Source organism: Paenibacillus praedii (genome assembly GCF_049725345.1).
In the GTDB taxonomy this organism is placed as follows: domain Bacteria; phylum Bacillota; class Bacilli; order Paenibacillales; family Paenibacillaceae; genus Pristimantibacillus.
Genome location: NZ_JBMWAM010000004.1, coordinates 1 through 16,232, shown reverse-complemented (window position 1 = coordinate 16,232; position 16,232 = coordinate 1). Strand labels below are relative to the sequence as shown.

General features: G+C 48.2%; 14 protein-coding genes and 1 pseudogene. 10 read left to right on the top strand and 5 right to left on the bottom strand.

Features of this window, described 5'->3' with window-relative positions; all coding sequences use genetic code 11:
- Positions 1-19: 19 nt before the first annotated feature.
- Positions 20-481, bottom strand: a pseudogene (locus ACO9K6_RS05380) (aminoacyl--tRNA ligase-related protein); the annotation flags it as partial.
- 95 nt (positions 482-576) lie between these two features.
- On the opposite strand from ACO9K6_RS05380, the gene ACO9K6_RS05375 reads away from it, so the two are divergent.
- Positions 577-795, top strand: coding sequence for a hypothetical protein (locus tag ACO9K6_RS05375; RefSeq protein WP_424766518.1), 219 nt, complete (start codon positions 577-579; stop codon positions 793-795).
- Between the two features lie 22 nt (positions 796-817).
- On the opposite strand, the gene ACO9K6_RS05370 is transcribed toward ACO9K6_RS05375, so the two are convergent.
- The 4 genes from ACO9K6_RS05370 to ACO9K6_RS05355 all read right to left on the bottom strand — a co-directional run bounded on the left by ACO9K6_RS05370 (position 818) and on the right by ACO9K6_RS05355 (position 4,028).
- On the bottom strand, positions 818-1,162 hold the full coding sequence (locus ACO9K6_RS05370; protein WP_424766517.1) for a hypothetical protein: 345 nt from the start codon (positions 1,160-1,162) through the stop codon (positions 818-820).
- 79 nt (positions 1,163-1,241) lie between these two features.
- Positions 1,242-1,775, bottom strand: a complete 534-nt coding sequence (locus ACO9K6_RS05365) for a YceI family protein (RefSeq protein WP_424766516.1) — start codon at positions 1,773-1,775, stop codon at positions 1,242-1,244.
- A 435-nt stretch (positions 1,776-2,210) separates the two neighbouring features.
- Entirely contained in the window at positions 2,211-3,617 is a 1,407-nt protein-coding gene (locus ACO9K6_RS05360; RefSeq protein WP_424766515.1) for an MATE family efflux transporter, read from the bottom strand.
- 174 nt (positions 3,618-3,791) lie between these two features.
- Positions 3,792-4,028, bottom strand: a complete 237-nt coding sequence (locus tag ACO9K6_RS05355; RefSeq protein WP_424766514.1) for a hypothetical protein — start codon at positions 4,026-4,028, stop codon at positions 3,792-3,794.
- Positions 4,029-4,423: 395 nt separating this feature from the next.
- Here ACO9K6_RS05355 and ACO9K6_RS05350 point away from each other — a divergent pair, with 395 nt between their 5' ends.
- From ACO9K6_RS05350 to ACO9K6_RS05310, 9 genes are all read left to right on the top strand, one after another.
- Positions 4,424-4,909, top strand: a complete 486-nt coding sequence (locus ACO9K6_RS05350; protein ID WP_424766513.1) for a hypothetical protein — start codon at positions 4,424-4,426, stop codon at positions 4,907-4,909.
- A 159-nt stretch (positions 4,910-5,068) separates the two neighbouring features.
- Positions 5,069-7,345: a PAS domain S-box protein gene (locus ACO9K6_RS05345; RefSeq protein ID WP_424766512.1), complete on the top strand. Its 2,277-nt coding sequence runs from the start codon at positions 5,069-5,071 to the stop codon at positions 7,343-7,345.
- Between the two features lie 230 nt (positions 7,346-7,575).
- Positions 7,576-9,177 (top strand): histidine kinase N-terminal 7TM domain-containing diguanylate cyclase, encoded by a 1,602-nt coding sequence (locus ACO9K6_RS05340; RefSeq protein WP_424766511.1) that lies wholly within the window; start codon positions 7,576-7,578, stop codon positions 9,175-9,177.
- Between the two features lie 36 nt (positions 9,178-9,213).
- A complete protein-coding gene (locus ACO9K6_RS05335) occupies positions 9,214-10,581 on the top strand; it encodes a TrkH family potassium uptake protein (RefSeq protein WP_424766510.1) in 1,368 nt (455 codons plus the stop codon).
- A gap of 27 nt (positions 10,582-10,608) precedes the next feature.
- Positions 10,609-11,313, top strand: a complete 705-nt coding sequence (locus ACO9K6_RS05330; protein WP_424766689.1) for a futalosine hydrolase — start codon at positions 10,609-10,611, stop codon at positions 11,311-11,313.
- Positions 11,310-12,176, top strand: coding sequence for a 1,4-dihydroxy-6-naphthoate synthase (locus tag ACO9K6_RS05325; RefSeq protein ID WP_424766509.1), 867 nt, complete (start codon positions 11,310-11,312; stop codon positions 12,174-12,176). Before ACO9K6_RS05330 ends, ACO9K6_RS05325 begins: the two co-directional genes overlap by 4 nt.
- Before the next feature lie 207 nt (positions 12,177-12,383).
- Positions 12,384-13,877 carry a spore germination protein gene (locus ACO9K6_RS05320; protein ID WP_424766508.1) on the top strand — a complete coding sequence of 498 codons (1,494 nt, stop codon included), beginning with the start codon at positions 12,384-12,386 and terminating at the stop codon, positions 13,875-13,877.
- Position 13,878: 1 nt separating this feature from the next.
- Positions 13,879-14,997 carry a GerAB/ArcD/ProY family transporter gene (locus tag ACO9K6_RS05315; protein WP_424766507.1) on the top strand — a complete coding sequence of 373 codons (1,119 nt, stop codon included), beginning with the start codon at positions 13,879-13,881 and terminating at the stop codon, positions 14,995-14,997.
- A complete protein-coding gene (locus ACO9K6_RS05310) occupies positions 14,994-16,082 on the top strand; it encodes a Ger(x)C family spore germination protein (protein WP_424766506.1) in 1,089 nt (362 codons plus the stop codon). The genes ACO9K6_RS05315 and ACO9K6_RS05310 overlap by 4 nt, the downstream gene beginning before the upstream one ends.
- The last annotated feature ends 150 nt before the right edge of the window (positions 16,083-16,232 follow it).

Genomic DNA, 16,232 nt, shown 5'->3' with positions numbered 1-16,232 from the left:
TCCTGCATCACCATTTTTTTCATTTAGCGACTATCCGCTTCAGACCGCCCATATAGCGCTGAAGCGCCTCTGGCATTCGAATCGAGCCGTCCTCCTCCTGATGGTTCTCCAGGAGCGGAATGAGAATGCGCGGGCTTGCCACAGCCGTATTGTTAAGCGTATAACAAAAACGCAGCATGCCGTTCTCGTCTCTATACCGAATATTCGAGCGGCGCGCCTGGAAGTCATGCAGACTCGACGACGATTGCGTCTCTCCGTATGCCCCGCGGCTCGGCATCCACGTTTCAATATCGTACTGCTTATACGTTTTCTGCGACATATCGCCGGTGCAAACCGCCATGACCCGGTAAGGCAGTTCCATACATTGAAGCAGCTCCTCAGCGTTCGCTGTAATCTCCTGTAGCAGCACCTCCGAAAGCTCCGGATCAGCTTTACAAAGAATGACCTGCTCCACCTTGGCAAACTGATGTACTCGGTATAAGGCAATATGATTGAAAATGCTTTAATGAGTTTAAAAGATGGGGGTGGCACGGTATGTTCGAGCAGCGTGTCCACTATTCATGAAGGAGGATCCACATGATTAACCCTATTATTTTACCAGCCCTGAAACGCAGAAAGAATATGACAGCGCTAACTGCCTATGGAATAGGTATGGCATTGGCAGCGTCTATGGGAATAAGCGGATACCCGCCGGAGAAGCCAAGGCAGCCGAGCAATCAGGGACATCCCGCGCAAATGCCGCAGCAAAACGTAAACATCGACATTAGCCCGATTGCGGATGCCTTGAAATCATGAACAGGCGCTTCAGCGGCCGCCCTTATGATCCGGCAAGCGCTTTGCGCATGGATAAAATATATTTCGATTGATCGAGCGGATGCGTATGCCACACATGATGCTCCCCTTCGACGAGCGTAACCTTCAAATCCGTGACCTCCCAGCCAAAAAAGCCCCGCTGCAGCGCTTCAGGCACACGTCTGGCCACTTCATTCTGATAACTGTCCAGCAGCCTCTCCGAACGCACGACCGAGCTGTAGGTTAAGCCGCTTCCGCGTTCCCAGCGGCGAGGCCATATCTGGCGCTTAATCGTCGCCGCGGCCCTTACGGATATGCCTCGCGAGCGCTCTACCTCCAGAAAATCAGTTTGCGCCGTCCCCGCATCCACGCTCCCAAGAGAATAATAAAAAACGGCCTATCAGGCTGCTGCCTGATAAGCCGTTCTATAGTAAAGCTAATCTTTGGGATTAGCCTTGTTGTGTTGCTTCGATTTCGATAGAGATTTTTACTTCGTCGCCGATAAGAACGCCGCCTGTTTCTAGAGCAGCATTGTAGGTTAAGCCGTAGTCGCTGCGTTTGATGCTGCCAACTGCGCTAAATCCAACTTTTTCGTTGCCCCATGGATCTTTGCCGGCGCCTTCAAAGCTAGCTTTGAATGTCTCGGAGCGAGTAATGCCATGCAGGTTCACATCGCCAACGATCGTGTATTCACCATCATCTGTTTTTGTAATCTTTGTCGCTGTGAATGTAAGATTAGGGTTTTTCTCGATGTCGAAGAAGTCAGCAGAACGAAGGTGATTATCGCGATCGTTATTGCGAGTATCCACGGTGTTCAGGTCAATAGTAAACTGAATGTCAGCCGAAGTCAGGTCATGCGCATCTGCTACGATGTTTGCTTCGAACGCGTGGAACGTACCTTTTACTTTCGCGATCATCATGTGCTTAACCGAGAAATCGATGCTGCTGTGAGTCGGGTCAATTGTCCATTGGGATTTTGCCATTTTAAAATTCCTCCTAAAGATGTGTTTGTTTACTTACTTTTTGCAATGTACTAACTTAATTTATGTATGTTTTTATTCTAGAGTGCTGACCTGAATTTGTCAATTAAAATTTTAATTTATTTAGTGATCGATCATATCCTCTTCCTATCGTGTGAAATTTGAAAATTTGCAAAACATAGGTGATGGCCCATTGAATTGATTGGCATTGGAGGAATAGAGCGCTGCTTTCTACCTTTAAATCGCGTGAAAAGGACGTGTTAGGAGACGGTTTGAGGGGTTAATCCGAAGGATGAAGAAAGAATGCTTGACTATTTAAGACGTATAGTTAGATCCGAATAGAGCAACATTGCTCCTCTATTCGGATCACAACGATACGGACTGACGCACAAGCACCAGTACAAGTAACGCAGTGCCCGGCAGCTGCGGGACGCATTGTTAATGCGCTACAACCGCTGGCTCCTTATGGTCGCGTTTGACCAGCGAGTGCTTCTCCCATGCCCGGCTCCGCCAGCGGAAGAACATAATGACGGCGCGCAGCCACTCATCCGCTGCTATTGCCAGCCATATGCCCGCTAAGCCTAACTCCAAGTGGAAGATAAAGAAGTAACCTAGCGGCAAGCTCATCATAACCATGGAGAACATGCCGATCCACAGCGGGTACTTTGCATCTCCCGCTGCCCGCAGCGAGTTAATGAGGACAATATTAATCGTGCGTCCTGTCTCCAGCACAATACTCAGCAGAAGAACGCTAACCCCTAACCGAATAACCTCCTCATCGTCAGTGAACATGCGCATGAGCGGCTCACGGAAAATGATAACGAGGAGTACGGCTGCGAGCGTAACGACGCTTGCATAACGTACGCTTTTCCAAACCCGATGGTAAGCCTGCGTTGGGTCTTCCGCCCCGACCAGCCTGCCGACAATAATCGCCGTACCCATGCCGATTGCAAAGGCGAACAAATACGTAAACATCGAAATATTGTTAGCGTAATTTTTAGCTGCCAAGGCAGCCGCTCCGAGATAGGTTGCATAGAACAAAAAGACGATTTGACAAGCCTGATACATGACCTGCTCGAGTGCAGACGGGATACCGATTCTCAAAATTTTAAAGATGTATTCCTTCGACAGCGTGAAATAATAATGTAGCTCCACTCTAACCGACATGATCCTGTAAAGAAGCCAGAAAAACACGATGAGCGCCAGAAAACGACTGATAACCGATGATATCGCTGCACCCTGCACACCCATCTCCGGAAAACCGAATTTACCGAAGATCAGCAAATAGTTCAAAATAAGATGAATAACGTTCATTCCAAGCGACACAAGCATCGCTTCCTTCGTAAAGCCATGAACCCGAATGATCGCTGCTACCGAGTTAATAATTGCTTGCAGGAAGATCATTCCGCCTACGATTGCCAAATAGCTTTTAGCATGCTCAAGAATTTCGCCCTGCAAATTCAGCGACTGCAGCAACTGTCCGCCGAACAGCACGAACATAAAACTGATGAAGAGCCCCACCGCCAGGTTGAGCGTAACCGCCAGCGCTGATATTTTGGCAGCCTCAATAAATTTCCGGGATCCGATATATTGCGCGACAACAATCGATGCTCCGTTGCCGATTACTTCTAATAGTAAAATTGCAATGTGCAGGTATTGATTCGATGCCCCAACCCCCGATACCGCATTGTCTGAAATCGCGCTCAGCATCAGCGTATCGGTAATTCCCATCAGCATAAACAAAAAGATTTCCAAAAAGATAGGCCAAGTCAGAAAAAACAGATTTAATCCCTTCTGCTCCTTCTCCGCTTGTCCTGGACCGTTCCCGGCTGCTGCCGTTGCCATGATGTCACCTTCTCCTAAATATGAAAAATAAAGCACAAGGTATCATAGCATAATTACTCAACGATAGCACCTTTCAATTTTTACTTTACAGAATAAAAAAAACCGCTCCCAGTCGACAGTAAACTGTGACCCGGGAGCAGTTCTCTACTTTATAATTTAAAATGATAGATATCATTATTGCTCTTCAGACGCTTCTTCCTCATCGGCAGCTACTTCTTCCTCTTCTGCCGCCTCTTCCTCTGAAGCTTCCTCCACTGCTGCAGCAGCTTCCTCCGCTTCTTCGTCCTGACCCGCCTCCACAGCCTCAGCTGCTTCAACTTGCTCGGCCGCTTCTTCTGCTGGAGCCTCTTCCGATACCAGTTCTACGACCTCTTCCGCATTTTCCTGAAAGACATCCTGTTCTTGGCTCATATTATCACCTCCTACCTCTTAATACTTTAATTGTAGCGCTTTCATAGAACTTAACAAGAGGTGTAAAATGTCGTTTCGTAGGAACCATTTCCGTTATATGTTGCAATCGGGAGCGTTCTCGGAAATTCGACCGACCTTGACACCGCATACAATCACCCAGAGAAAGAGATGAACTTCTCGCTTGGCTCCCTCTACAGCAGCTTTGTGCTTAGCCAGCCGATTTTTGCCATTGTAATCATTCTTGCAGGCGCTGCCATTTTGCTTACGAAGAAAAAGGACGTTTAACCGCTTCCTCCTGCCGTATGTGGTATAATCACTAGCATCACAGCAAACCTTAGCCTATGCTTACGATGCAGGTTTGCTGCGCAAACCTTTAAGGAGGAAGAAAGAAATCTATGTTATCCTTTGAACAGAAGCTCGCTATCATGGAAGCCTTTCCTGAGCTGGAGCGGAAGGATGTTTCTCTCGGTCGCGTGAACTTCCATTATGAAGAAAGCCAGCATGAAAAAAAGACGGTCGTCCAGCATCTTCACCGCAATGGTAACGGCTATGTTTTCGCCGGTCTCGTGGACGGCATAGAGACCGATGAGAAGGGCCTCGTCAATATTCGCGATTTCAATGAAGCGGAGCTTCGCTCTCTTATCGGGAAATCGATCAACTCCCTCTCTATTGCGCCGCCAGAGAAGCCAGTAAGCAGTAAGAAAAAGAAACGAAAGCCTCCGCAGGAGGAGCGCTGGACCGGTCCGGACGATGCCATTCTCACGCTGCTATTCGAAGAGGACCTCTGGTATTTGTATGCTGATCTGAACTTGGAATCTGTCTTCGAGACGTACGAGGAAGCGGAGCAGTATTTGAAAGAAGAGCAGTTTACACGCGTGTAACAAAATAAGAGGTTATCGTTATTTAAAGCCCCATGTATATATAGGATTAGAGGAGGAGAAGCATACCGCTTCTCCTCCTTTAATGTCGGTGAAACAGGATTTTGTCGCGCAATGTCAAATTGTATTGAAGTACACCTTAGATAATAGGGGGAAATATAGTTGTCCATTAAAGCCAAGCTAGCCTTCTCCATATCCATAATCGTCGCCATTACATTGGCGCTTAGCATAGTAATCTATTACATATCAACCAAATCCGAAATCCAGACCAACCATGAGGAGCAGGTTCTAGGTATTGCCAAGCAAATTGGTCTAACACTTGAAGCTTCTGAAACCGCATTACAGTTTATGGAGGATACAATCGGCGAGAAGCTTCGGGCAGCAGCGCTTGCAGCCAAGGAGCAGCTTGGACCCGATATCAACAACATTCAAAATGAGCAGCTTGTCGAGCTCAGCCAAAGGCTGGGGGTCGAGGGTATTACGCTCTGGCAGAGGACGGGCAATGATAACATTGTACGCAAATCCTCGGATCCTAAAGAACTGGGCGCCAGCTCTAAAGGTTGGGATTATTGGCATAAGGCGTTCATGCAGCTGTATGATAATCAAGAGGTGACAATTCCTGAAGGACAAAAGATGGATAACTTCTGGTCAGGTCCCTTCAATTTTGCCGACACTGATCCTAACAAAATTCGAAAATGGGGCAACTATTACGACGGCACCACGAACTATATGATCAATCCGTTCGTTAACGCGCAGCCGCTTCTGGATTTTGACGAATCCGCGGGAACGAATGCCCTGATCAAAAAAATAGTCGCTGATCATCCAAATCTGCTGGAAATCACCGGATTTGATCCCGATTTCTTTGGGAAAAGCCCGATCATTAAAATGAAGCAAGGAATTCCTGTTTACAACTTGGATGTGCGGGACATTCCTTTTGGCACTTATACGTTCAAAGACCAAGAGAACGATTCCTATTATATTCAACAAGCGATAGCAAGCAATGCGCCCATTAACGCAAAAATAACTATAAACGATAGACAAGTACTGAAAACTTTTATTCCTATTTTTATTGAAAAATCGTACGTCATCTCCATTACCTTTGATAATGCGGTGATTGAAGCGCCACTTAACCGACAGCTTCTTATGCAAACCTTCATTTCATTCGGTCTTATTCTTGCTACGACTTTTATCAGCTATTTCATTGCAGAGTTTATGCTGCGCGGCTTGAACCAAATATTTAACAAAGTAAACGCCATTGCTGAAGGCAACTTCGGAGAAGTCATTACGATTCGGAGCAAAGATGAGCTCGGCTTGCTCGCTTCGCGGGTCGATACGATGGGCAATAACTTACACAGCTATACAACGCAGCTAAAGGATGCGGCCGCAGAGCTGCGCAGCACAAAGCAGTATTTGGAATCGTTCGTCAATCATACCTCTGATGCGATTCATGTTGCCGATTTGGCTGGCCGAATTACGCAAGTCAATCGAGCGTTCGAGAAAATGTATGGCTGGAGCGAGGATGAAATTGTTGGGCTGCGTTTGGATAATGTGCCTCCTGATTATGCAAGCTCACAACAGGAGCTAGAAACAACCGTACTTAACGGCGGCTCTGTGACGGATTTCGAAACGGTAAGATACACGAAGTCAGGAGCACTCATTGATCTCAGTATTACCATCTCTCCGATCCAGGATGAGTCCGGCATCATAATTGCGATCGCCACGATTTCCCGGAACATTACATCCCGGAAGCAGGCGGAGGAGATGATTAGACGCTCCGAGAAGCTGTCGGTCGTTGGCCAGATCGCCGCTGGTGTTGCGCATGAGGTTCGCAATCCGCTCACTACATTGCGCGGCTTCGTACAGCTTCAGAAGCAATCCGGGAAGCTGTCACCTGATCATCTCGATATTATGATTGGCGAGCTGGATCAGATTAATATGATCGTAAGTGAATTTCTCATCTTCGCCAAGCCTCAGGCAAGCAGTCACCAGCCTATTGAAGTGGCCAGCACCGTCAATGATGTCTTGCTGCTGTTGGAATCCGAAGCGAAGATTAGCAATGTACAGCTTATTCTTACAGCAGAGGAGAATCTGCCTAAAGTTATCGGCGAGGCGAATCAACTAAAGCAAGTATTCGTCAATATTATAAAAAACGGCATAGAAGCAATGCCCGGCGGAGGCGAGCTTAACGTTGCACTCAAGCGCGAAGGCGACGAAGCGATTGTGCTGCGATTTACAGATCAGGGCGGCGGCATTGCCGCGGAGGATCTACTGCGGCTTGGAGAGCCCTTCTTCACGAAGAAGGAAAACGGGAACGGCCTTGGCCTCATGGTCAGCCAACAAATTATTGCCGGACACAGAGGAACCATCGTCTTCCAAAGTGAGCTCGGCCAAGGAACGTTCGTGGAAATTACATTGCCAACGGCTGCAGATAACAGTTAGATCACAAAGAGCCTGCACTGACAAGCAAGGAATAAACACCGGGGACGAGTCTCGGTGTTTATTTCGTGTTTATTACACTTATTTTGCGTATAATCGCCCGTGTAATTAATAAGGGACGTAAGCTCCTTTATATTCATTAAATTTTTATGTTAAAATATCTCCGTAGCCATAGCAGCATTCTGTGCTGCCTCTTAGTAAGATCAATCCTAGCGCTACATTTGGAGTCGTTTATGTTAATCAATTTTGCTTCATCCACATCCCAATATATTATCGTTGTCATCATTTCCGGCGTCCTTAGCGTTCTCCTTGCCATATATGCCTTCTTCAACAAAACAAGCTTCTCTGGCATGAAGGCATTTATGTGGTCAACCTCTCTATCGGCCATATACATCTTTGCTTTCGCTTTCGAGCTGGCCAGTGAGTCGCTTCAGGAAATTCGTTTCTGGATCAACATCGAGTATTTGGGCATGCCCTTCATCGCTCCATGCAGTCTGCTGCTTGTAATGCACTATGTAGGACTAGATAAATTTACCGCTCCCAGGAAAGCATGGGGGCTGTTCGTCATTCCTGCCATGACCCTGCTCCTGCTGACAACCAATGCATATCATCATTTATTTTATAAAGACATGTATTTGCGTTCCGATACGCCGACGCCAATGGTTGACGTCATACCCGGGGTATGGTATTACGTGAATGGTAGCTATATGTTCGGCACTATGCTCGCCAGCTTATTTCTGCTGCTCAATTATTGGGGCAAAACAAAGGCAATCTACCGCAAGCAAATGGTGACGATGGCCTTCGGTATTTTCCTCCCGATGGTAGGCGCGCTCTTATATGTGCTGGGGCTTACTCCGTTTGGCACGGATCCCGTGCCTATTCTTATGGGAGTTACATCGGCGCTTTATATCTTCTCAATATACTCGACAGGAATGCTTACTGTGTCTCCCATCGCACGCGAGCATATATTCGAAAGCATGCGCGACGGCGTGCTAGTGCTTAATTTATCGAACCAAATTATGGATTTTAACGGAGCGGCATCGCAGATTATACCTGCGCTCACCTCTTCGGCTATCGGGAAGAAGCTGGAGGAGGTCTGGCAGCGCGGCGTGGAGTCCGGCGCCTTCATCGCGGATTTGGACCCCTCCGGTGAGCATGAACACGAGTTCAAATGGATTCGCGGAAAAGAAACATTCTATTATCGGGTTCGAGCCTCCAATCTGCTGAAGCCAAACGGTCAAGTCGCCGGTAAAACGATTGTCATGATCGATGTCACCGAGCATACGCTGCTGCAGAACAAGCTTCGTTATCTCGCTGAAATCGATGGTTTAACCTCTACTTATAACCGTAATACGTTTATGGATAAAAGCAGAGAGCTGCTCGAAATCGCGTTTCAGACCCATCAGCCGATTTCTTTCATCCTGTTCGATATCGATCATTTCAAGCAAATTAATGATCGCTATGGACACAGTGTCGGAGATTTCGCCCTTCAGCATGTCGTGAATATTTGTCAGCAACAGCTGGATAATACCGCCCTGTTCAGTCGTTATGGGGGAGAGGAATTCGCGTTATGCCTGCCGGACACCTCCCTTGCTCAGGCTGTGCATATTGCAGAGCAGATCCGCAATGAAATTGCCTCAACACCGCTATATAGCTCCGCCAAGGCCATAACCATTACGGCAAGCTTCGGGGTGACAGAGGCGAAGTCTTCCAAGGAGCCTATAGAAGCGCTGCTCCGCGTGGCGGACGTCGCTCTTTATCGCTCCAAGCATAGCGGCCGCAACAAGGTGGAGAGCATTGGAGCAGACAATGCTCTTTCAGACAGATTGGAATGATTAATCCAGCAAGAAAGAGACAGGTGGGCTTGACAAATGCTGAATGTAGACGCGGTACGCAAAAAAATACGGTTTAGGCCCAGTCCCCCGCAGGTGATGACCTTCGGATTTATTATCATTATCTTAATTGGAGCACAGCTCTTATCACGCCCTGTCTCGATTACGGAGGGGAATACTCTCTCCTATCTCGATGCTTTATTTATGTCTGCCAGCGCTGTATGCGTAACGGGGCTTACCGTCTTGGACACAGGCATGCATTTCTCCTTCTTCGGACAGACCGTTATCATCTTGCTTGCTCAGATCGGCGGTCTGGGCTTTATGACAATGGCCACTCTCTTTGCCCTTCTGTTCCGCAAAAGAATCTCGTTCCGCGAGCGTCTCGTGCTGCAAGAGTCTATGAATTACGCCTCAACAGAGGGAATTGTACGTATGATTCGCAAAGTTCTGCTCTATGCGCTCGTTATCGAATTGACGGGAGCCGTGCTGCTCAGCAGCTACTTCATGCTGGAAATGCCGGCAGGACAAGCGATCTACTTCGGTATTTTTCACAGCATTTCATTTTTCAATAACGCAGGCTTCGATTTGTTCTCACAGTTCCCGGAACGCGCAAGCAGCCTCATTCATTATGTGGAGGATCCCTTTATTAACATCGTAGCGATGCTGCTGATCTTCTTCGGAGGCATCGGATTCATCGTTATTTCCGAGCTTGTCACCTTTCCGAAAACACGCAAGCTCAGCCTGCACAGCAAGGTCGTCTTATTCGTTACCGGCATACTCACCGCTGTCGGGGCTATCGTTATCTTCGCATTGGAATTCTCCAATCCGCATACGCTTCAGCCCTTATCAGCCAGCGGCAAGCTGCTCGGCGCTGCCTTTCAGTCTGTTACAGCCCGCTCCGCCGGGTTAAGCACCCTCGATCCAAGCATGCTTCGGGAGGTTACGCAATTTTTCCTTATCCTGCTTATGTTCATCGGCGCAGGTCCCGGATCGACTGGGGGCGGCATTCGCGTGACGACGTTCGCCATTCTCATTGGTGCCATGATCACTATGGTTCGCGGGCGAAACGATGTCGTGCTGTTCCGTTACCGGATTGCCAAACAACAAATCCATCAGGCCATTATGTTTACGATGATCGCCTTCGCCATCATTTGCGCGGGGACGATGATTCTATCCATCACAGAGTCGGGATCGTTCCTGGCCCTTCTGTTCGAAGCAACCTCCGCTTATGGTACAGTAGGTATGTCAGCGGGGTTAACTAGTCATTTAACAGACACCGGCAAGCTCATTGTTATCCTGCTTATGTTTGTTGGACGGCTAGGGCCCGTTACATTGGCATTTGCTTTGAATTCACGCTCGAAGAAGGATTTGTACCGATATCCCGAAGGCAAGATTACGATTGGCTAAGGAGGCTTCCACGAGATGGCGCAGAAAATGAAAAAAAATCATTTGATCGAATCTTCAATACAGGCAGGAAATGAAGAAATGCGTGTGCTGGTTGTAACTGCTGTAGATGCCGAGAAGGAAGCTGTGCTTCGCGGCCTGGAGGGAAAGAAAGGCGTGGATGTCATTACATCGGGCGTCGGGTCGGCGGCCGCCGCGAGTATAACAGCGGCTGCACTTGCCGCTGCCCTAATAATAGAGGGCTATACGCTGGTGATAAGCGCCGGAATTGGCGGCGGCTTTGCAGGCAAAGCGGATATTGGCTCGCTTGTTGTCGCCGATCAGATTGTCGCTGCCGATCTTGGCGCTGAAACACCGGATGGCTTCCTCAGCTTGGACGAGCTCGGATTCGGCACCGCTCTCGCTGCTGTCAGCACAGAATGGAGCAATCGCGTCATGGATGCCATTCGCAGGACTGAACTGCCTGTCTGCAGCGGAGCCGTATTAACCGTTACAACGGCTACCGGAACGGCAAAAACCGCAGAGGCATTAACGTTGCGAGTGCCTGGCGCCGCCGCTGAAGCCATGGAGGGCTATGGCGTTGCTGTGGCCGCTGCAGGATTCGGCATTCCAGTGATCGAGCTTCGCGCGATCTCCAATGCGGTCGGCCCGCGCGATCGTGCGGCCTGGCGAATCGGTGATGCATTGGCTTCGTTAGAAGCCGCAAGTAAAGCTATCAAGGAGGTACTGCTATGAATATTGCTTTCTCGCCTTGTCCGAACGATACATTTGTCTTCCACGCTTTGGCGCATGGGCTTGTGCCCGGCGCTCCTGAGCTAAATGTGACTTATGCGGACATCGATATCACGAACCATTGGGCAGCCAATTCAGAAGGACCCGAAGTACTGAAAATTTCCTATGCGGCTTTGCCATGGGTATTGTCAGACTATAAGCTGCTTTCCTGCGGCGGTGCGCTTGGCAGAGGCTGCGGGCCGCTCGTATTAATTAACGGCGAAGCGGCAGAAGCTGACGGCACAACGCTTTCCGGGCAGCAGGCAGGAGGCGCTTTGTTGTCCGGAAAGCGCGTAGCCGTGCCAAGCGAACGCTCGACTGCATACCTATTGTTTCGTCTATGGGCTGCCCGGCAAGTTCCAGGGGGCGTACGCGAAATTGTCGTCATGCCTTTCCATGAAATAATGCCTGCCGTTCGCGACGGCAAGATCGACGCTGGTCTGGTCATTCATGAGGCCCGCTTCACTTATCCATCCTATGGCTTAACGATGTTAACCGATCTTGGAAGCTGGTGGGAGTCCGATACGGGCCTGCCGATACCGCTCGGGGCCATTATTGCCAAAAGGACACTCGATACCGAAGCGATAGCCGGGTGGATTCGCGCATCTGTTGAATATGCATGGGCTCATCCGGAAGCGTCCAAATCATACGTTATGCAGCACGCACAGGAGCTCTCGCCGAATGTGGCTCAGCAGCATATCGATCTTTACGTTAACGAGTTTACCGCGAGCTTAGGGGAGGACGGCTATGCCGCCGTAAACGCATTGCTTGGCCGCGCCGCCGAGGAAGGTCTCGTACCGGCCTTCGATTTATCACTGCTTAGATGAGCAAGCGGCATCTCAGCAGCCTAGCATTCACATCTTTCTTTCATAAAATACAGGGCTGTCCGAAAGCATCATCTGCTTTCGGACAGCCCTTCTTTTTACCGCTTCGAGCTAATTCCACCTTCGGAATGATTTTCCGTCAAAAGGTTCATAATAGGTTGCATAGTTATCGATTGCCATTTCATCAGTACGAGTGAGTGAGGTTTATCTATGTTCTGGACAAAGAGTACACGTCAAACAAAGCAAGAGCAGCAAGAGCCCTCTCTGTCCGCAGCGGCTGAGAAGCCTATTTCGCTGGATGCTCTCAAGCAAGTGCTCGCTGATATGAGCGATGCGGAATTTGTTGAGCTGCGCACAGAGAAGAGCAAAGCAGTCACAATCATATTCATTCGCACGCTAATCGATCAAGAACGCATTAATGAAGCTGTGCTGAAGCCGCTTCAGCGCTATGTCCATGAGAATGGCGGGCAGGTTGCGAGCGTGTCTCCCGCACAGCATGTCGACACTTTAGAGCAAGCCACCCAGCATTTGCTTCAAGGCTGTGTTCTGCTGCACAATGAAGCTCTTCAGCAGTGGCTAACCATACCGTTAGCCAGTCCGCTTAGCCGCTCCATCGAGTCATCTGAGACAGAAACCATCCTATTCGGGCCTAAGGACAGCTTCAGTGAGCAGCTGGAGCAAAATTTAACCTTGATACGCCGAAGGCTTCCCGTTCCAGAACTCAAAGCGGAAAGATTCACCGTAGGCTCACTTAGCCAAACAACCGTCGTACTCATGTATGTGGAAGGATTGACTAACCTGGAGTACGTATCAATTGCCCGCGAGAAAATTCAAAAGATCAGCTTTGATTTATTTCTGGATTCTTCTCAAGTGGCTGCATTCATGGAGGAGCATACGTACAGCATATTCCCGCAGTTTCTGCAAACTGACCGGCCGGATTCCTGCGCCTACGCGCTTGGTTTAGGCAAGCTGCTCATACTGGTCAACAACACGCCGTTCGTGTTAATCGCTCCTGTTACATTCTTTCACTTGTTTCAATCGCCTGAGGACTATATTAATCGTTGGCTGGTTGCCAGCTTTTTGCGCTGCCTGCGCTTTCTGAGCTTTTTTATTGCGCTTTCGCTTATCCCTATGTATGTCGCTTTAACAACGCATCATTATCAGATGCTCCCGCTGCAAATCTTGTTTGTCATTCTGGAATCGCGAGGCAAGCTGCCGTTCACTCCGTTCTGGGAAGCGGCGATTATGCTGGTTACCGTAGAAATCGTCAAGGAAGCCAGCCTTCGTATGCCGTCCAAAACCAGTCAGACGCTAGGCGTTATTGGCGGCATTGTCATTGGACAGGCTGCAGTGCAGGCTGGATTTGCCAGCAAGGTGCTTATTGTATTGATGGGTATTTCTACGATTGCATCGTTTCTTGTTCCAAACTATTTGATGTCGAAATCAAGCCTGCTCATTCAATTTGTTTTTCTTGTTCTGGCTTCCTTGCTAGGCATTCCAGGCATGATTCTAGGAATCCTCCTTCTGCTTGCCCATTTGAATGGCCTGACTTCTTTGAAGCAGCCCTATCTAGCACCTGTTACGCCTTTTTACGGAAAGGATTGGCTTGACTTGTTTATTCGCGGCCCATTGCGTTTGATGAAAGAGCGTCCTGCGTATTTACATCCGTTACAAAAATGGCGCTACGGTCAAAGGAGAAAATGACGTGCAAAAGCCTTCATTGTTCGCCAACACGAATCACTCCGACGGAATATACGTCATGCTGCTCATCAATCGTTTGCAGATCTTATATTTCATCCTCATCATGCCCGCCTATTTAGCCGAGCCTTATATGGTTTGGGTTATTATAGCCGTCGGCTTGCTATCCCAGCTGCTTCTGACCTTCCTCTCCAAATGGTTCTCCTCTCGTTATCCGGCTATGGGCTACGAGGGCTTTACAGAGCTGCTAGGTGAGCGCAAGGTTCGTCTGTTAGCTGGGATCGGCATCATTTTCATATTTATTAAAATGATCGTCATCACCATCGGGTCCGCCGATATAATTCATCAGTTCGTATTTCCATCGATGGACCGCGGCTGGCTTATCCTGTTCCCCATAATCGTCAGCTTGTACATGGCGTCACAAGGCATGGGCACAACGATCCGCTTCATCCCGATCATGTTTTTGAGCAGTATTTGGATCCTCTTTCTATTCGGCCCTTTCTACTTGACGGAGGCCGCTTCCTTGCGAGATTTGTATCCTATCGTGCCTACCGAATGGACCGTCCAGCATTGGAAGGCACCATTGTTTCTGTTATCCGCCTTATCCGGACCTGAGTATTTGGTTTGTCTCGTCCCGTGGCTCCGGCCTGAGCGCAGGCCATTAACTTACCTGACCATTGCGAATACCTTCAGTATTGTGGAGTACATCTTGATATTCATAGCCACGTTATTATTCTACGGATCGGGCTACATCCGAACCATTACGTTCCCCATTTTGAATATGGGCCGATATGTGCAATTTCCATTTTTCGAGCGTATCGACGTACTCCTTGTGTCTTGCCATATGATTATTTACATCTATATCTTATCCTTACTTTTATTATGCTTCTATGGAGCATTACGAATCGTTGCGGGCAAGCAGCGAGCGATGACGAGCCGGCTCGGATTAATAGCATGCTGGGTTCTAGTGACAAGCTGTATGCTTATTATAGAAAAATGGTTTTGGAAGGTCGGCGCCCTGCAAAAATTCTGGCTTGAGCTTCAAATGGCAGCAGGGGCGACAACATATATTCTTGTACCTGTTGTATTGGCCATTGCCGTCATAAGAAAGAGGCGTATCGTATGAAAGCTGTTAGAAAAATTATTGCGATAGGAACAACCCTGAGTATGCTTCTCCTGCTGCCCGCATGCTTACCCTTTGTCGAGAATAAAACGGTTGAGGAGCTCGCTCCTGTTATCTTCTGGTCCTTGGATCAAACGGATGAAGGGCAGTTCACCATCAGCACCATCGTACCGCCCCTTATTAAAGAGAAGAAGCATCTGCTATCGCAAAATGTCAGCATGATTAAGCAAGGCGGCAACAACTTTAATTTGGTGTACAATCGAGAGCTGAAGATGGGCCAGCTGCGTATGTTGTTCATTAATAAAAAGCTTGCGAAGAAAGGAATCGGGGAATTGCTCAGCTCTATGATCGTTGATCCTGACATCTCCCACCATCTCTATCTTGCAATCGCGGAGGGGGACCTGAATAGTTATCTTGCCGCCCAAATCAACAAGCAGGAAAACCTGGACTACTACTTGTATCGGATGTTCAAGCATTATGAAAAAAATAACCAGGGCGAGTTGACGATCATCAATTTGCATCATTATTTGAAGGATCTTCACGCTCCTCTAGCAAATCCAATCCTGCCTTCTTTCAAGGCTAGCAAGGATAAATTTGAATATGAGGGGACTTCCTTGTTCAACAAAGACAAGCTTGTCACTACCGTAAAGCAGAAGGACGAGAAGCTGCTGCAGTTAATCAACAACAATCACTACGTCAAATATTTTCCGATACCCGAACACCATGTTACCATTGGCCATATGAGGGCTAAAGTACATAAAAAATTGAATAAAAACTTTTCAGAGCTAACCATCAAACTCAAATTGACGGGTAGACTGGAGGAATATCGCGGAAATAAAAACATCTATGAGCAGAAGCAATTCGAAGCTCATGTTAAAGAGCTGGAGAACTTTATGGAGAATCAAATCGCAGCTTTATTCGCCAAGCTGCAGCAATGGGACGTCGATCCGTTCCATATCGGCGAGCTCACGATATCCCCGTGGGCAAAGCCAATCAGCAAAGCAGAATGGCAAATCATATGGTCTCGCATGAAAGTAAAAGTCGACTGCTCGATCGAGTTGACACCGCTTATTAACGTGAAGATGTAACGCGTATCCATGCGCCTTATTGCGTCCACCCGTACCGGACAGGTTTATAAAAACAAGGGACTACCCTGCAGACTGATATGCTCCCCATACGGTAGACAGGTGAAATAATAAAACCTGCTACTGTAAGGGGAGTTTTTTCATGCCTAAAGA

What these genes read in the sequence shown, in the direction of transcription:
- ACO9K6_RS05320 (WP_424766508.1), top strand. Translation starts at nt 12,384, where the DNA reads ATGTTCTGGACAAAGAGTACACGTCAAACAAAGCAAGAGCAGCAAGAG.
- ACO9K6_RS05335 (WP_424766510.1), top strand. Translation starts at nt 9,214, where the DNA reads ATGCTGAATGTAGACGCGGTACGCAAAAAAATACGGTTTAGGCCCAGT.
- ACO9K6_RS05325 (WP_424766509.1), top strand. Translation starts at nt 11,310, where the DNA reads ATGAATATTGCTTTCTCGCCTTGTCCGAACGATACATTTGTCTTCCAC.
- ACO9K6_RS05340 (WP_424766511.1), top strand. Translation starts at nt 7,576, where the DNA reads ATGTTAATCAATTTTGCTTCATCCACATCCCAATATATTATCGTTGTC.
- ACO9K6_RS05355 (WP_424766514.1), bottom strand. Translation starts at nt 4,028, where the DNA reads ATGAGCCAAGAACAGGATGTCTTTCAGGAAAATGCGGAAGAGGTCGTA.
- ACO9K6_RS05350 (WP_424766513.1), top strand. Translation starts at nt 4,424, where the DNA reads ATGTTATCCTTTGAACAGAAGCTCGCTATCATGGAAGCCTTTCCTGAG.
- ACO9K6_RS05375 (WP_424766518.1), top strand. Translation starts at nt 577, where the DNA reads ATGATTAACCCTATTATTTTACCAGCCCTGAAACGCAGAAAGAATATG.
- ACO9K6_RS05360 (WP_424766515.1), bottom strand. Translation starts at nt 3,617, where the DNA reads ATGGCAACGGCAGCAGCCGGGAACGGTCCAGGACAAGCGGAGAAGGAG.
- ACO9K6_RS05365 (WP_424766516.1), bottom strand. Translation starts at nt 1,775, where the DNA reads ATGGCAAAATCCCAATGGACAATTGACCCGACTCACAGCAGCATCGAT.
- ACO9K6_RS05310 (WP_424766506.1), top strand. Translation starts at nt 14,994, where the DNA reads ATGAAAGCTGTTAGAAAAATTATTGCGATAGGAACAACCCTGAGTATG.
- ACO9K6_RS05330 (WP_424766689.1), top strand. Translation starts at nt 10,609, where the DNA reads ATGAAAAAAAATCATTTGATCGAATCTTCAATACAGGCAGGAAATGAA.